Annotated in this window: 14 protein-coding genes; 5 read left to right on the forward strand and 9 right to left on the reverse strand. The window is 73.3% G+C overall.

Going from position 1 to position 19,137, the window contains the following annotated elements; all coding sequences use genetic code 11:
• Positions 1-20 precede the first annotated feature (20 nt).
• The 4 genes from D459_RS0116530 to D459_RS31875 all read right to left on the reverse strand — a co-directional run bounded on the left by D459_RS0116530 (position 21) and on the right by D459_RS31875 (position 4,130).
• Positions 21-1,616, reverse strand: coding sequence for an alpha-amylase family glycosyl hydrolase (locus tag D459_RS0116530; RefSeq protein ID WP_017594121.1), 1,596 nt, complete (start codon positions 1,614-1,616; stop codon positions 21-23).
• Between the two features lie 196 nt (positions 1,617-1,812).
• Positions 1,813-2,622: a nucleotidyltransferase domain-containing protein gene (locus D459_RS0116535; protein WP_017594122.1), complete on the reverse strand. Its 810-nt coding sequence runs from the start codon at positions 2,620-2,622 to the stop codon at positions 1,813-1,815.
• Between the two features lie 156 nt (positions 2,623-2,778).
• Positions 2,779-3,321 (reverse strand): isopentenyl-diphosphate Delta-isomerase, encoded by a 543-nt coding sequence (idi, locus tag D459_RS0116540; RefSeq protein ID WP_017594123.1) that lies wholly within the window; start codon positions 3,319-3,321, stop codon positions 2,779-2,781.
• Between the two features lie 254 nt (positions 3,322-3,575).
• Positions 3,576-4,130 (reverse strand): RDD family protein, encoded by a 555-nt coding sequence (locus D459_RS31875; RefSeq protein ID WP_017594124.1) that lies wholly within the window; start codon positions 4,128-4,130, stop codon positions 3,576-3,578.
• A 555-nt stretch (positions 4,131-4,685) separates the two neighbouring features.
• Between D459_RS31875 and D459_RS0116550 the strand changes: the two genes are divergently transcribed.
• The 4 genes from D459_RS0116550 to D459_RS0116565 all read left to right on the forward strand — a co-directional run bounded on the left by D459_RS0116550 (position 4,686) and on the right by D459_RS0116565 (position 9,522).
• A complete protein-coding gene (locus tag D459_RS0116550) occupies positions 4,686-5,333 on the forward strand; it encodes a response regulator transcription factor (protein ID WP_017594125.1) in 648 nt (215 codons plus the stop codon).
• Positions 5,334-5,512: 179 nt separating this feature from the next.
• Positions 5,513-6,859, forward strand: a complete 1,347-nt coding sequence (locus D459_RS0116555) for an outer membrane protein assembly factor BamB family protein (protein ID WP_017594126.1) — start codon at positions 5,513-5,515, stop codon at positions 6,857-6,859.
• A 148-nt stretch (positions 6,860-7,007) separates the two neighbouring features.
• On the forward strand, positions 7,008-8,474 hold the full coding sequence (locus tag D459_RS0116560) for an SDR family NAD(P)-dependent oxidoreductase (protein WP_017594127.1): 1,467 nt from the start codon (positions 7,008-7,010) through the stop codon (positions 8,472-8,474).
• A gap of 109 nt (positions 8,475-8,583) precedes the next feature.
• A complete protein-coding gene (locus D459_RS0116565) occupies positions 8,584-9,522 on the forward strand; it encodes an exonuclease domain-containing protein (RefSeq protein ID WP_017594128.1) in 939 nt (312 codons plus the stop codon).
• A gap of 106 nt (positions 9,523-9,628) precedes the next feature.
• On the opposite strand, the gene D459_RS0116570 is transcribed toward D459_RS0116565, so the two are convergent.
• The 5 genes from D459_RS0116570 to D459_RS0116590 all read right to left on the reverse strand — a co-directional run bounded on the left by D459_RS0116570 (position 9,629) and on the right by D459_RS0116590 (position 17,101).
• Positions 9,629-11,356, reverse strand: coding sequence for an ABC transporter family substrate-binding protein (locus tag D459_RS0116570; RefSeq protein ID WP_017594129.1), 1,728 nt, complete (start codon positions 11,354-11,356; stop codon positions 9,629-9,631).
• A 64-nt stretch (positions 11,357-11,420) separates the two neighbouring features.
• Positions 11,421-13,556, reverse strand: a complete 2,136-nt coding sequence (locus tag D459_RS0116575) for a dipeptide ABC transporter ATP-binding protein (protein WP_026120457.1) — start codon at positions 13,554-13,556, stop codon at positions 11,421-11,423.
• Between the two features lie 20 nt (positions 13,557-13,576).
• On the reverse strand, positions 13,577-14,482 hold the full coding sequence (locus D459_RS0116580; protein ID WP_026120458.1) for an ABC transporter permease: 906 nt from the start codon (positions 14,480-14,482) through the stop codon (positions 13,577-13,579).
• A gap of 40 nt (positions 14,483-14,522) precedes the next feature.
• The gene (locus D459_RS0116585; RefSeq protein WP_026120459.1) at positions 14,523-15,506 is read right to left on the reverse strand and encodes an ABC transporter permease; all 984 of its coding nucleotides are present in this window, start codon (positions 15,504-15,506) and stop codon (positions 14,523-14,525) included.
• Between the two features lie 479 nt (positions 15,507-15,985).
• Positions 15,986-17,101: an NDMA-dependent alcohol dehydrogenase gene (locus D459_RS0116590; protein WP_017594133.1), complete on the reverse strand. Its 1,116-nt coding sequence runs from the start codon at positions 17,099-17,101 to the stop codon at positions 15,986-15,988.
• A 599-nt stretch (positions 17,102-17,700) separates the two neighbouring features.
• On the opposite strand from D459_RS0116590, the gene mftE reads away from it, so the two are divergent.
• A complete protein-coding gene (mftE, locus tag D459_RS35040; protein WP_017594134.1) occupies positions 17,701-18,426 on the forward strand; it encodes a mycofactocin biosynthesis peptidyl-dipeptidase MftE in 726 nt (241 codons plus the stop codon).
• Positions 18,427-19,137 lie beyond the last annotated feature (711 nt).

Consider the following 19,137-nt stretch of genomic DNA (forward strand, 5'->3'; position numbering starts at 1 on the left):
GTGCCGTCGGGGCACCGGGGTCAGAGCTCGAAGACGCCGAAGCCGAAGCCCTGCACCCGGACGCCCCCGGCGGTGCACTCTGCCCCTTCGGTGAGCAGCGGGCGGGCGCCGCCGTACCCGGCGACGGCGACCTCCGCGGCGTCCCGGCGCGGGTTGACCGCGACCAGGTAGCGGCCGTCCCGCTCGTACACCAGCGGGTAGCCGTCCGCGACGACCTCCACCGCGCCGCCGGTGCCCAGCCCGGTGTGGGCCTTGCGGAGCGCGATCAGCCGGCGCACCAGGTGCAGCAGCGACCCCTCGTCGGCCCGCTGCGAGGCGGCGTCCGGGCGGCCCGGGTCGGGGTCGAGCGGCAGGTAGAAGCGGTCCTCGGGGGCGGTGGAGAAGCCCGCCCCCGGGGTGGCGTCCCACTGCATCGGGGTGCGCGAACCGGCCCGGTTCTTCCCGGGGAGGATCTGGCTGCCCTCGGTGTCCGGCAGGCCCGGGACGAAGCGCATGCCGATCTCGTCGCCGTAGTGGATCGCGGGCAGCGCGGGCCAGGTGAGCAGGAACGCGAAGGCCGACCGGGCCTGCTCCGGGGTGCGCGGCCCGCACACCAGCCGGGAGAAGTCGTGGTTGGAGGTGGGCAGGGAGATCCGCCCTCGCCCCTCGACGGCGGCGGAGGCGCCGCGCCACGCGTCCAGGAAGGTGCGCGGGCTCCCGCCGCCCTCGGCGTCGAAGTAGCAGCGGCTGCCCCGGAAGTCCCAGGGCCCGCGGTCGGTGCCGGTCCGGGTGTCCCACAGCGACCGCAGCGCGGCGCCCCGCCAGGGCCCGCCGAAGTGCAGCAGGAAGTCGGCGTGGAACCCGGCGCCGACCGCCGTCGCGGGGTCGCCCCACTCCGAGACCAGCACCGCCTCGGGGTGGTCGGCCTGCAGCCCGGCCCGCAGCTCGTTCCAGAGCCGGCCCGTCTCCACCCACCCCGGGTCGTCCTTGACCAGCGAGTAGGCCATGTCCACCCGGAACCCGGAGACGCCCCGGCGCAGCCAGTGGTCCATGATCTCGGCGAGCGCCCTGCGGTTGGCCCGCGGCCCCTCGGCGTCCACCGGCCGCCGCCAGGGCTCGTCCTCCCTGGGGTGGGCGTAGCCGAAGTTCAGCGCGGGCTGGCTGGGGAAGAAGTTCGGCTTGTAGTAGCCCTCCCGGCTGCCCGGCGAGGGCCGGAACCCGGGGGCGGGCCGGTCCGCCCAGATGTAGCGGTCGTCGGCGGGATCCGACGCGGAGTGCACGAACCACGGGTGCCGGTCCGAGGTGTGCCCGGCGACCAGGTCGAGCAGGATGCGGATGCCCCTGCGCCGGGCCTCGTCCACCAGGTGCGCGAAGTCGTCCTCGGTGCCGTAGCGCGGTGCGACGGAGAAGTGGTCGGCGACGTCGTATCCGGCGTCGGTGAACGGCGAGGCGAAGCAGGGGTTGATCCAGACCGCGTCCACCCCGAGCCACTCCAGGTGGTCCAGGTGCGCGGCGATCCCGGCGAAATCGCCGATCCCGTCCCCGTCGGAGTCGGCGAAGCTCTGCGGGTACACCTGGTACAGCACGGCGTCGTCGAACCACTCGGGCACGGTGCTCCGCTCGGCGCTCGGGGTCATCGCGGTGGCCTTCCCTTCCTTGCGGCGGTACGGCGTTCGGCGGCGCGGGACTCGGCCGCACGAGACGCTTCCTCCCCGGCCCCGGCCGCCGCCACCCCGGAACCGCCCCCGGCCCGGCGGCCGCATCCGGCCACGGCCGGGCCTTCCCGGACCGGGCCCGCGGCGCGGGCCCGGTCCGTCGTCCCCCGCTCCCGGCTCAGAGCAGGCTCTCGGCCTCGGTGCAGGCCGATTCGAGGAGTTCCGCCGCCGCGTCCAGGGCGGCGGCCAGCGGGGCCTCCGGGTCGGCCACGGCCGCCGTGATCCGGTCCATGCCCCGCAGTCCGGCCCGGGTGAGCAGGGTCTTCTCGTTGGTGATCCACTCGCCGCGGGCGGCCAGCACCGCGTGCGCGGCCTGGGCCGCGGCGGTGGCGGCCGCGCCGGCCGCCTCGGTGCGCAGCCCGCGCGGGGCGTGGCCGGCGCGGGCGTAGGCGAGGGTGAGCCGGGCGTTCTCCCGCCAGCGGTGGAACGCGGTGCGGCGCAGCGCGTCCGGGTACTCCGGCCGGGGCAGCCCGCCGTGGAGCACCCGGTTGTACGCGAGCTCGGCGAGGAGCAGGTAGCCGGGGATGCCGGCGAGGTGGAACATCAGCGGCTCCCAGTGGAACCGGCCGGCCCGCGCCTCGGCGATCTCCCGCTCGACCGCGTCCAGGTCGCGGTAGTGCACGTCGACGCTGCGGCCGTCGACGGTGAGCCAGGCGCCGCCGTTGAAGACGCCGCCGCCCCAGGCGCCGACCTCGGAGACCTCGCCGGGCCAGCCGAGGGCGCGCAGGTCGTCGGGGCGGAACACGCCCCGGTAGTAGACGGCGAGGTCCCAGTCGCTGTCCGGGCCGGCGGTGCCCTGCGCCCGGGAGCCGCCCAGGGTCACCGCCTCGACCCCGGGCAGGGCGGCCAGCCGGCCGCCGACGTGGTCGAGGAACTCCCGGTCGCCCATGGTGTGCCGCTCGCCGCCGTGTTCGTCGTGATCCCGCATGCCGCGGTCCTTTCCGGAATGTGAAGTCGCGAAGGGGCCGTGCGGCCGCAGAGGCGCGGCCGCACGGCGGGCGCCGGAGCCGGGCTCGACGGCGCCCCGGTCCGGTGGCGGGATCAGAGCTTCACACCGGCCGATGGTAGTGGCCGGTGCAGGGGTTCACCAGCCGTTTTCCGGGAAGCGGCGGCGGATCTGCGGGGCGGCGGCCTCCAGCACGGTGTCGAACCAGACCGAGAACGGGGCCGCGGCGCGCATCGCGCGCAGCTCGTCGGGGCCGGCGAAGGCCGTCTCGGCGATCTCCTCGGGGTCCGGGGCGAACTCGGCCGGGGCCTCGCCGACGAACAGGTGGTTGAACTCCCGCTCGACCAGCCCGGATCCGGGGTCGCTCAGGTCGTAGGCGACGGTGCCGGCGGCGGCGAGCATGGCGGGCGGCGCGCCGAGCTCCTCCGCGGTGCGGCGGGCCGCCGCGGAGAGCGGGTCCTCCCCCGGGAAGGGGTGCCCGCAGCAGGTGTTGGACCAGGCCCCGGCGGAGTGGTACTTGCCGGCGGCGCGGCGCTGCAGCAGCAGGCGCCCGTCCGGGTCGAACAGCAGGACCGAGAAGGCGCGGTGCAGCCTTCCCGGGGCGGTGTGCGCGGAGAGCTTCTCCGCGGTGCCCAGCGGGGCGCCGCCGGGGTCCACCAGCTCGACCAGGATCTCGGTCATCGTGCCTCCTTGCACGGGCGGGGCCGCGGGGAGGGGCCGCCCCGCGGCGCGGGTGCGCCGGGTCCGCGGCCGCGGCACGGGCCCGGGACGCGGCCGCCCGCTCCCCGTACGTCCAGGTGGGGGCGGTGTTCCCAGCATAGGGGCGGGGCGGGCGGCAGGGGGCCCGATCGCGATACGGGGCGGATGTCCCGTTCGGGGTGCTCCGTCCGCCTCCCGGCGGGGCGGCCTCCGGCGCGGGCGGCACCGTTCCGGGGTCAGGCCTCTTCCACGACCCGGGACCCGGCGGCCTTGTCGTGCAGCGCCTGCCGGTCCGGCCGGTCCCTGACCGCCCAGCCGATGTCGGCGATCCAGTACAGCCCGCCGAGCAGGTTCCCCCACAGGCTCCAGCCGAGCAGCATCGGCCCGGCCCAGAACAGGGCGCGGACCGCGGCCGCGCGGGTCGAGAGGAGGAGCCCGGCCCCGTGCAGCGGCACCACCCGCAGCCCCATCACCCTCTTCCCCGGGGTCGCCCCCCACCGGGGCAGGAAGAGCACCTCGTAGCCCCACCAGATCAGGAAGAACAGCGCGGCGAACGAGCCCAGCCCGGCGCCGGTGGAGAGCGGTCCGTCCGGGAGCGCCGAGCCCGCCACCGTCAGCAGGGCGAGCAGCGGCACCAGCGCGATCATGGAGACCGCCTGGACGATGACGCAGTCGATGAGCCGGGCCGCGAAGCGGCGTCCCAGGTCGGCGCTGCGCGGCCGCTCGGCGGGACCGGCGTCCCGGCCCTGCCGCGGCCCGCCGCCCGGTCCGTGACCGCCCCCTTGCGCCATCGCCGCTCCTTCCGCTCGTGCCCGCTCGCGACGGCCCCCGTGCACACCGTCCGGCCCGGGTGCGACGCTACTCGATCGGCGTCCCCCGATTCACATTCGAGGCGACGGCCCCCTGGCGGGCGGCGCGGCCCCGGGTGGTGATCTCGACGCCGCGGGCCCGTCGGAGCGCTCCGGCGGGCCCGCGGCGTCAAGATCATCGGGAGGGGGACGCAAAGGGGCGGAGAGCGGTGGAGCCGGGTGGCCGGTTTCGGAGCGTTCGCGCGCGTGTAGGGCACGCTGCGTATACGCGCAGTTCCGGGGCGGCCGGTACCGGCGGGGCCGCGCGCGAGGGGGGAGAGGCCGGTTCCGGCCACGCCCCGATGCGGCATACCCGGGGACATTCCGGGGCAAGGTATCCGCAACACACGTCTCGCAGGACCCCACCCGCCCTTCAGCACCCGACCGCCGCCCGCGCCGGGGCGTCGAACCCGCGGCGCCGGAAGACGCCCGAAACCGGCTGCGGAGAGTCAGCGACGGCTCACCCCAGCGGCACTGACGATGACCAGGAGAGCCCCCATGACCCCGTCCTCCCCCCTCACCGTTCTGCTCGCCGGCGACAACGCCGTGATGCGCGCCGGGCTCGCCGCGCACCTGCGCAGGGCTTCGGGTTCCACCGTCCTGGAGAGCCGGACCGGTGCGGAGGCGGTCAAGACCGCCGGCGAGGAGCTCCCCGACGCCGTCCTGCTCGACGTGCACATACCCGCCGCCGGCGCCGATCCGGTGCGGGAGCTGAGCAGACTGGCCCCGGTGGTCGCGCTGGCCTTCTCCGGGGACCGGGAGGAGGGCCGGGCGGCGGTCGCCCGGGGCGCCCGCGCGTTCCTCCAGTACGGCTCGTTCACCCCGCCCGAGCTGGCCGAGGTGGTGGCGGCCGTGGTCCGCCCCGGGGGCGAGCCGGCCGGGCAGGCCGAGGTGGACGCGCTCGTCGCGGCGCGCGGCCCGGCCACCGCCGCGGCGCTCCGCGCCGAGCACGGCCTGACCGAGCGGGAGTCCCAGGTGATCCGGCTGGTGGCCGGCGGGATGTCCAACTCGATGATCTCCGACCACCTGGTGGTCTCGGAGAAGACGGTGAAGAACCACATCAATCACATCTACGCCAAGCTGCACGTGCGCAACCGGGCCGAGGCGGTGCAGCGCTGGAAGGAGGCGGAGTCCGCCCTGGTCTGAGCCCGGGCCTGCGGATCCGCCCGGGGCATACCCTCCCCCGGTGCCCGGTGGAGGCGCGCCCTCCCCGCGCCGCGGCGGCTCCGGGGCCCGGCGCGGGTCCGCCGATTCTTCTCTAGAGTGAGGGCCCGAAAGCGCCGCCGAGGCGCCCAGCAGACCCCGCCCGCTCGAAGGTGTGCCCCGTGCAGATCGGACCGTCCCCGCGCCGCCGCGCGCTCCGACCGGTGCTCGCGGCCGCCGCCGCGGCGGTGCTCGCCTCCGGCTGCACCGGCCCGGCCGACGGCGGGGGCGGCGCCGAGCAGCAGCGCGCCGAGGAGGGGGTGTTCGACCCGCCCACCGAGTTCGACGCCTCGGCCGGGGTGCGGATCGACGTCGGCGCCCGCGAGGGCGTCCCGCTGCCGCCGATCGACGGCGAGGTGGTCTACTACGCCGACGAGGACGGCCTGCACGCGCACGACGGGCTGGACGGCCGCGAGCTGTGGAGCGCCGCCCCCGGCCAGCCGGTGCACGGGGTCCGCCCGGACGGGGCGGTGCTCGCCGAGATCGACGACCGCCCGGTGGTGATCGGCGCGTTCCTCACCCGCAACCCCGGCGCGGGCGACGCGGTCGCCCAGGAGCGGCTGGAGGTGCTGGCGGTCGACGCCGGCGACGGCGACCCCGTCTGGCACCGGGAGGTCATCCCCTCCCGGGGCGGGGCGCCCGGCGCCGACGACGTGTTCGTGGTGGGCGCCGACGACGACGCGGTGGTGGTCTCCTACGGCACCGCGTTCGCGTTCGACCCCGCCGACGGCGATCCGCTCTGGTCCGACCCCGGGGTGCGCCCCGAGGTCCTCCAGGACGGCACCGTGGTGGGCTGGGAGGCCGGCGACGACTCCCCCGGCGCCCTCACCGCGCTCTCCGCGCGCGACGGCGCCCCGGAGTGGAGCCTGTGGGGCGAGGACTCCGCGGAGGAGGGCCGGCCCCGCTACGCCGCCCCGATGGACGGCGGGCTGGTCCTGGTGGCCCGGGAGGCCCCGCCCTCCGGCCGCGGCGAGGGGCCGCCGGAGGCGGAGGGCTCCGAGTCGGGGGGCGCCGGGGCGGAGGAGCCCTCCCCTTCCGCCTCCCCCGGGGAGCGGGCCGGGGAGCGGACCGTCGAGTGGGCCGCGGTGCACGCCGGAACCGGCGAGGTCGCCTACTGGCCGGACCCCGTCCCCGACCAGATGTGCCGGTACGACGAGCAGTCCCTGCTGGCCTGCTGGTCGGACGGGACCTCCACCCCCGCGGTGCAGGTCTACACCGCCGACACCGGCGGCCTGCTCTGGAGCGACGAGAAGCTCGGCGGCGGCGTGCCCACCTCGATCCGGGGCGTCTGGCACGGGCTGCTCTACGCCGACCGGGGGCTGGAGGGCGCCGCGGCCGGCATCTACAGCCTGGACTTCCAGAACGACCTGGGGCTGGACCCCGGCGTCGCCCCCGACTCCACCAACGGCGTCCTGGGCCTGCGCCGCGGCGGGGACGGGGCGGTCACCGCCTACCCCGCCACCGGCTGACCCCCGCCCGGCCGGGGCTCCGCCGCCGATGTCCGCTCCGCTCCCCGGGGCGCATAGAGTTCCCCTGGTTCCGGTCGGCCGCGGCACCCCCGCGCCGAGGCCCGGAACCGCGGTGGCCGGGAGAACAGGACGCGGGGAGAGGACGGCGATGGGGCAGGACGGCCGGGACGGCGGCGCTCGGATCGACCCGGAGCGGCTGGAGGTGTGCCTCGCCGTGCTGGCCGAAGCGGAGGGGCTGCACCCGGAGCACCCCGACTCGCTGCGCGTGCAGCGCGCCACCGCCCGCCTGTTCAAGGAGGTCAAGCTGCGCCGCCGCCGGGAGCGGCGGCAGGTGCAGAGCGCGGCCGACGCCGCGGTGCTGGCCCGCACCGCGACCGCCGCGCCGGACCGGATCGACGACGAGACCCGCGGCGCCGAGCTCGCCCCCGCCGCGACCGGCGCCAGCGCCGGGGTACTGCACCGGGCCCGCCCCTGCTACATCTGCAAAGAGAAGTACACCGTCGTCGACGCCTTCTACCACCAGCTCTGCCCGGACTGCGCGGCGGAGAACCGGGCCCGCCGGGACGCCCGCACCGACCTGTCCGGGCGGCGCGCGCTGCTCACCGGCGGCCGCGCCAAGATCGGCATGTACATCGCGCTGCGGCTGCTGCGCGACGGCGCGCACACCACCATCACCACGCGCTTCCCCAACGACGCGGCGCGCCGGTTCGCCGCCCTGGCCGACAGCCCGGAGTGGCTGCACCGGCTCCGCATCGTCGGCATCGACCTGCGCGACCCCGCCCAGGTGACCGAGCTGGCCGACACGGTGGCCGCCGAGGGGCCGCTGGACGTGCTGATCAACAACGCGGCGCAGACCGTGCGCCGCTCCGCCGCCTCCTACGCCCTGCTGGCCGAGGCGGAGTCCGCTGCGGCGGCGCTGCCCGCCTCCGGGCCGCGCCCGGAGACCCTGGTGCTCGGCTCCGCCCCCGCCGGCGGCGGCCTGCCCGCGGCCCCGGAGGCGGGCGGCGCGGCCGGTCCGGCGATGGCGCCCGAGGCGCTCACCGCCCTCGCGCTGACCCGCGGCTCGGCCGCGCCGGAGCGGATCGCCGCGGGCACCGCGGTGGACGCCGGCGGGCTGGTGCCCGACCTGGCCCCGGTGAACAGCTGGACCCAGACCGTCGGCGAGGTCGACCCGGTGGAGATGCTGGAGGTGCAGCTCTGCAACGTCACCGCGCCGTTCGTCCTGGTGAACCGGTTGCGGCCGGCGCTGGCCGCCTCGCCCGCCCGGCGCGCCCACGTGGTCAACGTCTCGGCGATGGAGGGGGTGTTCGGCCGCGGCTACAAGGGCGCCGGGCACCCGCACACCAACATGGCGAAGGCCTCGCTCAACATGCTCACCCGGACCAGCGCGGAGGACATGTTCGCCGACGGGATCCTGATGAACAGCGTGGACACCGGGTGGATCACCGACGAGCGCCCGCACCCGGAGAAGGTACGGCTGGCCGCCGCCGGGGTCCACGCCCCGCTGGACCTGGTGGACGGGGCCGCCCGGGTCTACGACCCGATCGTGCGCGGGGAGGCCGGGGAGGACGTCTACGGCTGCTTCCTCAAGGACTACCGGCCGTCCGGGTGGTGAGCGGGGCGGACGCCGATCCCCGGGTCCACCGGCGGAACGTCGGCACGGTGCGCGAGAATCCGGAACATTACGCCGGCGAGGGACGTTCGGCCACGCGGGAGGTGCGGTGATGGCGGAGGAGTGGGTCGCACTCGACTTCGAGACGGCCAACGGCGACAACGGGAGCGTCTGCCGGGTCGGCATGGTGAAGGTCGCCGGCGGCACCGTCACCGACCGCCTCCTGGAGTACGTGCAGCCGCCCGAGCCGGTCTCCTGGTTCGACCCCGGCCTGGCCCCGTTCAACGGCGGGGTCACCGCCGAGGACGTGCGGGACGCCGCCCAGTGGCCCGAGGTGCTCAAGCGGATCCTCGCCTTCGCCGGCGGCGCCCCGGTCATCGCGCACTTCGCCCCGATGGAGATGGAGGTCGTCCAGCGGGCCTGCATGCACAGCGGGATCCCCGTCCCGGAGATGGAGATCGGCTGCTCGGTGGTGCTGGCCCGGTCGGTGTGGACCGACAGCCCGGACCACAAGCTCAAGACGCTGTGCGCGCGGATCGGCTTCGACCTGGACCACCACAACCCGCTCTCCGACGCCGAGGGCAGCGCCCGCATCGTGCTGGAGCTGATGCGCGAGCGCGGGGTGCCCACCCTGGCCGGGCTGTGCACCCGGGAGGACGTCCTGCTGGGCCGGATCGGCCCGGACCGCGCCCCGGCCTACTGCCGCAAGCGCCGCGGCCCCTCCCCCCGGTTCTCCCGGTGGAACCAGGAGAGCCGCGCCGAGCCGCCCGCCCCCGACCTGGACGGCGCCGACCCGGACGGCCCGCTCTACGGCGCCGTGGTGTGCCTGAGCGACACATCCCGGGACAAGATCGAGCTGTGGGGCGAGATCGCCGCGGTCGGCGGGACCGTCTCCAAGAACGTCACCAAGAAGGTCACCGTGCTGGTGGTGGGCGACCACTCGGCGGCCACCGCCAAGCGCCGCAAGGCCGAGGAGTACCGGGCCAAGGGGCAGCCGATCGCCATCATCGACGAGGCCGAACTGGAGCAGATCCTCCGCGAGGGCGCCTGAGCCCCGAGGCCGTCCCGGGCCGGGAGAAGGCGGAGCGCCCGGCGCGTGCCGGGCGCTCCGGTAGGGCGCCGGTATGGTCCGCCGTCGCCGCGGCGGACCGCACGGACTACTCGGTCCAGCCGATGTCCTCGTAGATGATCGAGGACAGGCCGTTGGCCCCCCAGTTGGCCAGCTTCTCGTTGACCGCGAAGGTGCCCGGGCGCTGGAACAGCGGCACCGCCATGGACTGCTCCCACAGCATCCGGTCGATCTCGTTGGCGATCTCGGCGTACTTCTCCGGATCGGTCTCGGCGACCAGGTCCTCGAAGCCCTTGTTGATCTCCTCGGTGCTGGTGAAGGTCAGGTTGTTGCCCCAGACCGGCTTGCCGTCCTCGTCCTCGCCGTGCGGACCGGTGAAGTTCTCCGCGGAGTCGCCGGAGTACGGGCTGGTCCCGGCGAGGACGTAGGTGGTCGCGTCGTAGTTGCCGGGGATGATGTACTCGGTGAAGAAGGAGTTGTTCGGCACCGAGTTGATGTCCACGCCGACGTTGATCTCGGCCAGCTGGCTCTTGGCGATCTCCGCCTCGTCTGCGGTGTTCTGCAGGTCGGAGGGGATCACCCAGTTCAGGGTGAGCTCGTCGCCGTCCTCGTTGGTGCGGACCTCATCGCCCTCCTTGAGCGTCCAGCCCGCCTCGTCGAGCATCTCGGCGGCCTTCTCCGGGTCGTACTCGCCGTAGCCCTTGCTGTTGTCCTTGAACCCGGTCTGGGTGGAGCGCAGCAGGCGGTTGGCGGTCGGGTCGGTGGTCCACTCGACGCCGCCGAGGGTGGCCGAGGCCATCTGCGCCCGGTCGATGCCGTGCACCAGGGCGTTGCGGACCTCGACCTGCTCCAGCAGCTGGCCCTCGCCGCCGTTGAAGGTCATGTGCCGGTAGGCGTTGTCGATCGCCTCGGTGATCCGCGAGCCCTCCTTGTCCTTGAGGAGCTCGTAGTCGGCGGCCTCATAGCCGAGGTAGTAGCCGTCGATCTCGTCGTTGTTGTAGACGCCGGACAGCGCGTCGTTGGCGTAGCTGTGGAAGATGATCGAGTCCAGCTTCGCCGGCTCGCCCCACCAGTCGTCGCTCTTGTTGACGGTGACGGTCTCCGCGGTGTCGTCGAACTCGACGTCGCCGAACGGACCGGCGGTGACCGGGAAGTCCTTCTCGTACCCCTTGTTGAACTCCTCGGGGTCCTCCATGTACTTCTTCGGGTACAGGATCTCGAAGAGGAGCGGCCACTCGCCGTAGGACGACTTCATCTCAAGGGTGAACTCGTACTCGTCCTCGCCCTTGACGACCTTGTCGATCAGCTCGTAGCCGGACTTGTCGCCGATCTTGTACTTCTTGTCGTCCTTGCGCCCGCCGGAGAGGGTCTCCGCCTGCGCCTCGTAGTCCTCCCAGGTGATGGGGTCGCCGTTGGACCACTCGGCGTCCGGGTTGAGCTTGTAGTGGATCTCCAGGCCGTCCTCGCTGACCTCGGCCTCTTCGAGGTAGGGGGCGTTGGGGGAGAAGTCGCCGGCCTCGTTGTAGATCATCGGCCGCGGCATCACCGAGGCGGCGATCCGCTGCACGTTGGCGAGGTTGCCGTCCACGTGCTCCAGGTTGTACTGGGTGGGGTACTCGTTGATGCCCCAGTTGAACGTGCCGCCCTCTGTGACATCGGCGCGGTCGGTCTTGTTGATGTCCACGGCGGGGATGTCCGCGAGCTTCTTCTCCTCGCCGCCCTCGTCACCGCCGCCTCCTCCGCCGCTGCACGCGCCGAGCAGCAGCGTGACCGCCGCGGCCGACGCGGCGAACGACGCCGAACGTCCGAGTCTCATACGGGTTCTCCTCGCTTCTTCCTGGTCACGGGGGGATGGCCGGACGCTGGAGGTCCGGACGCTTTCAGGATCCGATTGCGCGGTCCGGGTAGTGGCAGGCCGCGGCGTGGTCGCCGCTCCCCGTTCCGGTGGGCTCGGCCGCGGGCTGGATGCTCAGGCAGGCCTCCTTCTCCTCCGCCCCGAGGGCCGCGAAGACCGGGCAGCGGGTATGGAAGACGCACCCCTTCGGCGGGGACGCCGGATTGGGCAGGTCGCCGGTGAGCACGATGTGCTCGCGCTCCCGCTCGACCCGCGGGTCGGGCACCGGGATCGCGGAGAGCAGCGCCCGCGTGTAGGGGTGCGCCGGGGACTCGTAGACCTCGTCCACACCGCCGATCTCCACGATCTTGCCGAGGTACATCACCGCCACCCGGTCCGCGATGTGTCGGACCACCGACAGGTCGTGCGCGACGAAGAGGTAGGACAGCCCCAGGCGGGCCTTGAGCTCGTCGAGCAGGTTGACCACGCCGGCTTGGATGGACACGTCCAGAGCGGAGACCGGTTCGTCCAGGATCAGCAGCTTGGGCTCCAGGGCGAGCGCGCGGGCGATGCTGATCCGCTGGCGCTGGCCGCCGGAGAAGTGCTGCGGGTAGCGGGATGCCTGCTCCGCGTCGAGACCGACCAGTTCGAGCAGCTCGGAGACGCGGCCGGGCAGGTCCGCCTTGGGGAAGCCGTGGGTCCGCAGCGGTTCGGCGATGATCTCGAAGACCGGCATCCGCGGGTCCAGTGAGCTCATCGGGTCCTGGAAGACCACCTGGACGTTGCGCCGGATGGCGAACTTGTCCCGGGCGGTCCCGGTCCCCGACGCCCGGCCCAGCACCTCCACCCGGCCGCTCTGCGGGCGGTCCAGGCTGAGGATCTCCAGCAGCGTGCTGGACTTGCCGCAACCGGACTCGCCCACCAGGCCCAGGGTCTCCCCTTCGGCGATGTCGAAGCTGATGCCGTCCACCGCGTACACGGTGCCGACCCGGCGCTTGAACACCGCGCCCTTCATCAGCGGGTGGTGCTTGACCAGGTCCTCAACGGCCAGCACGGTCTCCCGCTCCGCACGGGGGCGCTGCGCCGCCTCCGCCGGCGGGATCTCCGGCACGGGGTAGACGTCGGCGACGCCCCACCCCTGCTCCTCGATCTCGGCGGCCCGGACGCAGGCGGCGGCGTGCCCCTCTGCGCCGACCGGAAGCAGGTCCGGTTCTGCTTCGCGACAGGCGTCCACCGCGATCGGGCAGCGCGGCGAGAACGGGCAGCCCGGCGGGAGGTCCGCCAGCGACGGCGGGTTCCCGCTGATCGGCACCAGCGGGCGCTTCTCCTCCGTGGTGACGTGCGGGACGGCGCCGTGCAGCCCCATGGTGTAGGGCATCCGGGAGCGGTAGAAGACCTCGTCGACGGAGCCGCTCTCCACCAGCCGCCCGGCGTACATCACCTGCACCCGGTCGGCGAAGCCGGCCACCACGCCCAGGTCATGGGTGATCATCACGATCGCGGCGCCGGTCTCGCGCTGCGCCGTCTTGAGCACCTCCAGGATCTGCGCCTGGATCGTGACGTCCAGGGCGGTGGTGGGCTCGTCGCAGATGATCAGGTCCGGGTCGTTGGCGATCGCGATGGCGATCATCACGCGCTGCCGCATGCCGCCGGAGAACTCGTGCGGGAACGCCCGGTAGCGGCGCCGCGCCTCCGGGATGCCGACCAGTTCGAGCAGCTCCACCGCCCGCTCGGCCGCCTCCTGCTTGGTCGCCTTGGGGTTGTGCACCTGGACGGCCTCGGCGATCTGGTCACCGACGGTGTAGACCGGGGTCAGGCCGGACAGCGGGTCCTGGAAGACCATGGCGATCGCGTTGCCGCGCTTGGCGGACATGGCGCGGTCGTCCAGGCCGAGCAGCTCCTCGCCGTGCAGCCGAATGGAGCCGGTGACCTGCGCATAGTCGGGGAGCAGGCCCATGGCGGCCATGGAGGAGACCGACTTGCCGGATCCGGACTCGCCGACGATGCCCAGGACCTCGCCGGGGCGGACCGTGTAGCTCACGCCGCGCACGGCATGGATGTCGGGGTTGCGGGCGCTCCCGGGGAAGACCACGTTGAGGTCGGTGACCTCCAGGACCGGGGTTCCGTCATCGGCGCGCCCGGTGGCCTTCTCTGCCCCGGCGGCACTGGCGGTGCGGGTCATCTTCTTCTCGTCCATTCCTTCTACGACCTGCGCTTGGCCTGGGGGTCGAGCGCGTCTCGCAGGCCGTCGCCGATCAGGTTCACCGCAAGGACCAGGACGACCAGCAGGCCGGTGCAGAACGCGAACATCCACCAGAACGCGAGGGCCTGCGGCGCGCCCAGGGCGATCAGCGATCCCAGCGACACGTCCGGCGGCTGCACGCCGAAGCCGAAGTAGGACAGGCTGGTCTCGGTGATGATGGCCGAGCTGACGTTGATGGTGGCGTCCACGATCAGCAGGGACGCCATGTTCGGGATGATGTGCCGGAAGATGATCCGCCAGGCGGGCACGCCCATGTACTTGGCGGCCAGCACGTACTCGCGTTCCTTGAGCGAGATCGTCATGCCGCGCACCATCTTGGCGGTGACCATCCACATGAACGCCGCGAGCAGCAGTACGAACATGATCCACCCGGAGTCCTTGAGGGACGGGTAGAGGATGGCCAGGATCAGGAAGCTGGGCAGCACCAGAGCGAGATCGGTGACCCACATCAGGGCCTTGTCGGTGAGCCCGAGGAAGTAGCCGGCGAACGCGCCGACCACCGCGGCGACCGCGGTGGACAGCACCGCGACCAGCAGGCCGATGATGATCGACTTCTGCAGGCCCACCATGGTCAGGGTGAACACGTCGCGGCCGGTGTTGTCGGTGCCGAACCAGTGCTCGGGGGAGGGGCCGGAGCGGAACGCGGTGAAGTCCCGCTCCCCCATCTCCCAGGGGCTGAGCAGCGGCCCGATCCAGGCCATCAGGACCAGGGCGAGGATGAGCAGGATGCCGACCATGGCCCTGCGCGTGCGGAGCAGCTCCCGCAGAACGCCGCCCCAGCGCCCCTGGCCGGTCGCTGCGGTGCGCCCCGGCGCCTCCCCGGGCTGCTCGGTGGTCAAGGTCACGGTTTCCGCTCCATCGTGTGTGCCGTCATTGGGATCGCCATCAGCTCACCCGGACCCGGGGGTCGAGCCAGGCGTAGAGGATGTCGGACAGGAAGGAGGCCGCCATCACGCACACCGCCATGAAGCAGGTCACCGCGGCCACGGAGTTGACGTCGTTCTGCACGATGGAGTCGACGACCCACGCCCCCATCCCGTGCCAGCCGTAGATCTTCTCGGTGAAGGTGGTCCCCGCCAGCAGCACGCCGAAGGTGAAGGTGAAGTAGGTGATGGTGGGGATGAGGGCGGTCCGGAGTGCGTGCTTGAACAGCGCCCTGCGCCGGGTCAGCCCCTTGGCCATGGCGGTGCGCACGTAGTCCGCGCCGAGCACGTCCAGCATCATGTTCCGCTGGTACCGGGCGAACGCCGCGAACAGCGAGATGGTCAGGGTCAGCGTGGGCAGCAGGGCGTGCTGGAGCCGGTCCAGCAGCGTGCCCCAGAACCCGGCGTCCAGGCCGGCCGTGTACTCTCCGCCGTACTGCAGTAACTGCTTCCCGGTCAGATCGTTGATCCAGACCGCGCCGACCTGGAGCGAGACCGCGATGACCACGGTCGGCACGGAGAGCACGATGAAGGCGGCCCAGGTGGAATAGCGGTCGAAGCGCTTGTACTGCCGCACCGCGGCGTAGGCGCCGATGGAGATGCCCACCGCGCAGCCCAGCACGGTCCCGACCGTGATCAGCCGCAGGGTCACCCCGGCTTTGCGGCTCATCTCCTCATTGACACTCTGGTCTTTGATGGTCTGGCCGAAATCGCCCTGTACGACTCCGCTCACCCAGACGCCGTACCTCTGGGCCAGGGGCACCTCGTCGTTCAGGTTGAGGTCGTTGAGCTGGGCCTCGATCGCCTCCTGGCTGGGCGGCGGCTGGCGCTGCTCGAAATAGGCGCGCGGCTGCAGGGTGGTCGCCGCCAGCAGATAGGCGAAACTCGATGCCAAGAAGATCAGCACCATGTAGTTCACTAGTCGCCTGACCAGGAACATCCCCAAGGAGGGCCTCCTACCCTGCGCCAACCGCGCCACCCGTGCCGGCTCGGGGCGTCGCGCCCCGCGCACCGCGCGGAGGCCCGGCGCCCTCCAGCGAAGGACATCCGGTTCCCCTGCGGAGCCCGATGGGGTTCACTCCCGATGGCCACCGAAACGTACTTTCATCCGGTTCACGGTCTGTGACCCGAATTTCAACGAGTGTGCTGGATTTCTGAACACTAGCTGGTCACCATGACATCAAGAAAGCGCAACGAGAGCACGATCGTCCAGGTTTCAAGCACGCCCCAGAGGGGCCGGAACCGCACTTCCGCCGACCGGCCCCATCATCGCCTACCCGCAGAGACCCACAGCAACACGACCGAAACCGAGCGAAGGGGCGCCCTTTTTCGGGCACCCCTTGCCAACTCTCATCACACGGGAGATAATTTCTCGTTTCGCCGTTGTTTCGCCCGGCCGGGCGGGCGCCCGATCGGCGCCCGTTTTCACTTACCGTGCACGACGATCCCGCGGATGTTCTTCCCGTCGTACATGTCCTGGTAGGCGGTTCCGATCTCGTCGAGCGCATAGCGCCGGGTGATCAGTTCGTCCAGTTTGAGGCGGCCCGCCCGGTACATCTCCAGCAGCCGCGGGATCTCCCGGCCGGGCGTCCCCATGCCGAAGATGGTGCCCTGGATCCGCTTCTCCATCATCGCCATCTCCCACAGGTTGATGGGCAGACCGACCGCCGAGGACGGACCGATTCCGGTCACCACGACGGTGGATTTCTTGGCGATGGCGGCGAACGCCTGGGCGACGTGCTCGGCCTCGGTCACCCCGACGCAGACGATCGCCGAGTCGGCGCCCTGGCCCCCGGTGGCCAGCCGGGCGAAGTCGGCGGCCTCCCCGATGTCGGCGAAGGCCGCGGTGGCGCCGAACTCCTTGGCCTTCTCCCGCTTGAACTCCACCGGGTCGACCGCGATCACGTGCGCGGCCCCGCGGGCCGCCGCCGCCTGGACCGCGTTCATCCCGACGCCGCCGGTGCCCATCACGATCACCGTGTCGCCGTGCGCGACCTCCGCGGCGTTCTCCGCCGACCCCCAGCCGGTGGCCACCCCGCAGCTGACCAGCGCGGCGACCTCGAAGGAGACCCCGTCGGGGATCTTCACCAGGGAGAACTCCGAGACGACCGCCCGCTCGGCGAAGGTGCCCAGCATCGTCATCTGGGCGACGTCCGCGCCGTCCAGCGAGGCCCGGTAGGTGCCGTCCGGCATGGAGCCGGCCAGCGCGAACATGCCCAGGTCGCACAGGTTCATCTGCCCGGCGTAGCAGGACGGGCAGTGCCCGCAGCTCGGCACGAACTGAGTGGCGACCCGGTCCCCCGGCGCGAACCGGGTGACCCCGGGCCCGACGTCCTCGACCACGCCCGCCCCTTCGTGCCCGCCGATGAACGGCAGGTGCGCGACCGGCATGTCCCCGGTGGCCGCGTGCTCGTCGGAGTGGCACAGCCCGGCGACCTCGAACCGGACCCGAACCTCGCCCGCCTTCGGCTCGCCGACGTCGACCTCGATGACCTTCCAGGAACCGGGCTGCTCCAGCAGTGCTGCGGCTCGCGTCTTCATGGTGCGGACGACCCTTCCGTGACAGGGGGACGGGCAGGAACTTCGCGCCCAAGCAGATGCTCGGTAGGCAGGCCGTCCTGTCAGTGCACCATCGCCCCCTCCCCCTGTCAACGGCCCTTCCACCGGTCCTCACCCTCCCCCGCCCCGGCGGCTTCACCCCTTCCCCGGCCCCCACCCGGGACCCCAGACGGAAGACCCGACCGGCGCCCCCACCCGACATCGAAACCACCCGACCCAAGGAACGGCGCTCTCCCCGACACCTCACTCCGCCGCACCCGGACGACCGACAGCGGTACAGAGGACCGCTCCCCGCCTCCCCCTCCGGATCCCAGACGGAAGACCTGACCGGCCCCCTACCGAACACCGAAACCACCGGACACACGGAACGGCGCTCCCCCGCCGAATCATCCGGCCGACGCCCCTGGCGAACATCAGGACGACGGGACACCATGGGCGGTGCGCTCGCCCGACGCCCCGGCCCGCCCGGTGGCGGCGAGGACCGGCCCCGGGCACGGCGGGAGGCTCCGCACCGCAGAGTCCGCCGCAGGGCCGACCCGCCGGTGCGGCCCCACCGCCCCACCCACGAGGAGGAGACCCCGATGAGCGGGACCGAGCAGGCGGAACCGGCCGCCGGCCGGATGGCCTCTCCGGAGGCCGCCGGCCTCCGGGTGCTGCTGGTCCCGCTCGGCGCGGTGGAGCAGCACGGCCCGCACCTGCCGCTCGACACCGACGTGCGGATCGCCGAGCACGTGGCCTACTCCGCGGCGCGGGGCCTCCCGGACCTCCGGGTCGCGGTCGCCCCCGCGCTGCCCTACGGAGCCAGCGGCGAGCACCGCACCTTCCCCGGAACCCTGTGGCTGGCGGTCGAGACGGTCACCGCCGCCCTGCTCGACCTGGCCCGCGCCGCCCGCCCCTGGGCCGGGCACACCGTGTTCGTCAGCGGGCACGGCGGCAACGCCGAGCCCGCCTCGGCGGCGCTGCGCGTGCTGCGCACCGAGGCCCCCGGCTCGGCCAGCGCCTGGTTCCCGCGCGCCGGCGTGTTGGCGGCGGCCGGCCGCGCCCCCGACGCCCACGCCGGGCGGACCGAGACCTCGATGCTCCTCGCCATCGCCCCGGACCTGGTCCGCACCGACCTGGCCGAGCCCGGCACGACCGCCCCGCTGGCCGACCTGCTACCCGCGATCCGCGCCGGCTCCATCGCCGACGCCTCCCGCAACGGCGTCCTCGGCGACCCCACCGGAGCCACCGCCGCCGAGGGCCGCGCCCTCCTCCACCTGCTCACCGAGGACCTGCAGGCCCACCTCACCCGCACCCTGCCCCGCTGACCACCCGCCGCCGTCCCACCCAGAACAGCAGGGACGCCCAGGCCGGGGCGAAGGCGACCACCCGAGCGCGGCGCCCCACGGAGCCGGGGTTCAAGCAGGCAGCGACGGCGGCGGTGGGGACCGGCCGGTCGGTCGGGCGCGGCGCCTCACGGGGCCGGGGTTCAAGCAGGCGGCGAGGGCGGGGAGGGGGACCCGGCCGGCCGGTCGGTCCGGTGCAGCGCATCGCGGAGCGAAGGTCAAGACGGGCGGCGACGGCGAAGGTAGGGGCGGGGCCGGGCGCCTCGCCCGAGCGCGGCGCCTCACGGGGCCGGGGTTCAAACCGGCAGCGAGGGCGGGGAGGAGACCGGCCGGCCGGTCGGTCGGGCGCGGCGTCTCACGGAGCGGAGGTACAAGCCGGCGGCGACGGCAGGGAGGGGCGGGACGCCGCGTTCACCCGCCCGGCCCGGCGCATGCTCCCGCCGGGGGGTGGCCTTATCCCCTATGCCGGGTTCGCGGCGGGGGTCGAGCGGAGGCAGGGGCGGCCTGCGCACCGCGAGAGCTCCCCGATTACATCTACCAGCGAGTAGTAAGCCCCCAAGCCCCCACCACCCCCTCCCCGATCACCCAGAGTGGCCAAGACAGGCCCTCCAGGAAGAACAAAAGCGACATCCCGCCCCCGCCTCTGCCCTTCCCGGGTTCCGGCCCCCTGCTTTGCGGCCTTCCGGGCCGCTC

The organism is Nocardiopsis potens DSM 45234 (assembly GCF_000341105.1).
GTDB classification, from domain to species: domain Bacteria; phylum Actinomycetota; class Actinomycetes; order Streptosporangiales; family Streptosporangiaceae; genus Nocardiopsis_A; species Nocardiopsis_A potens.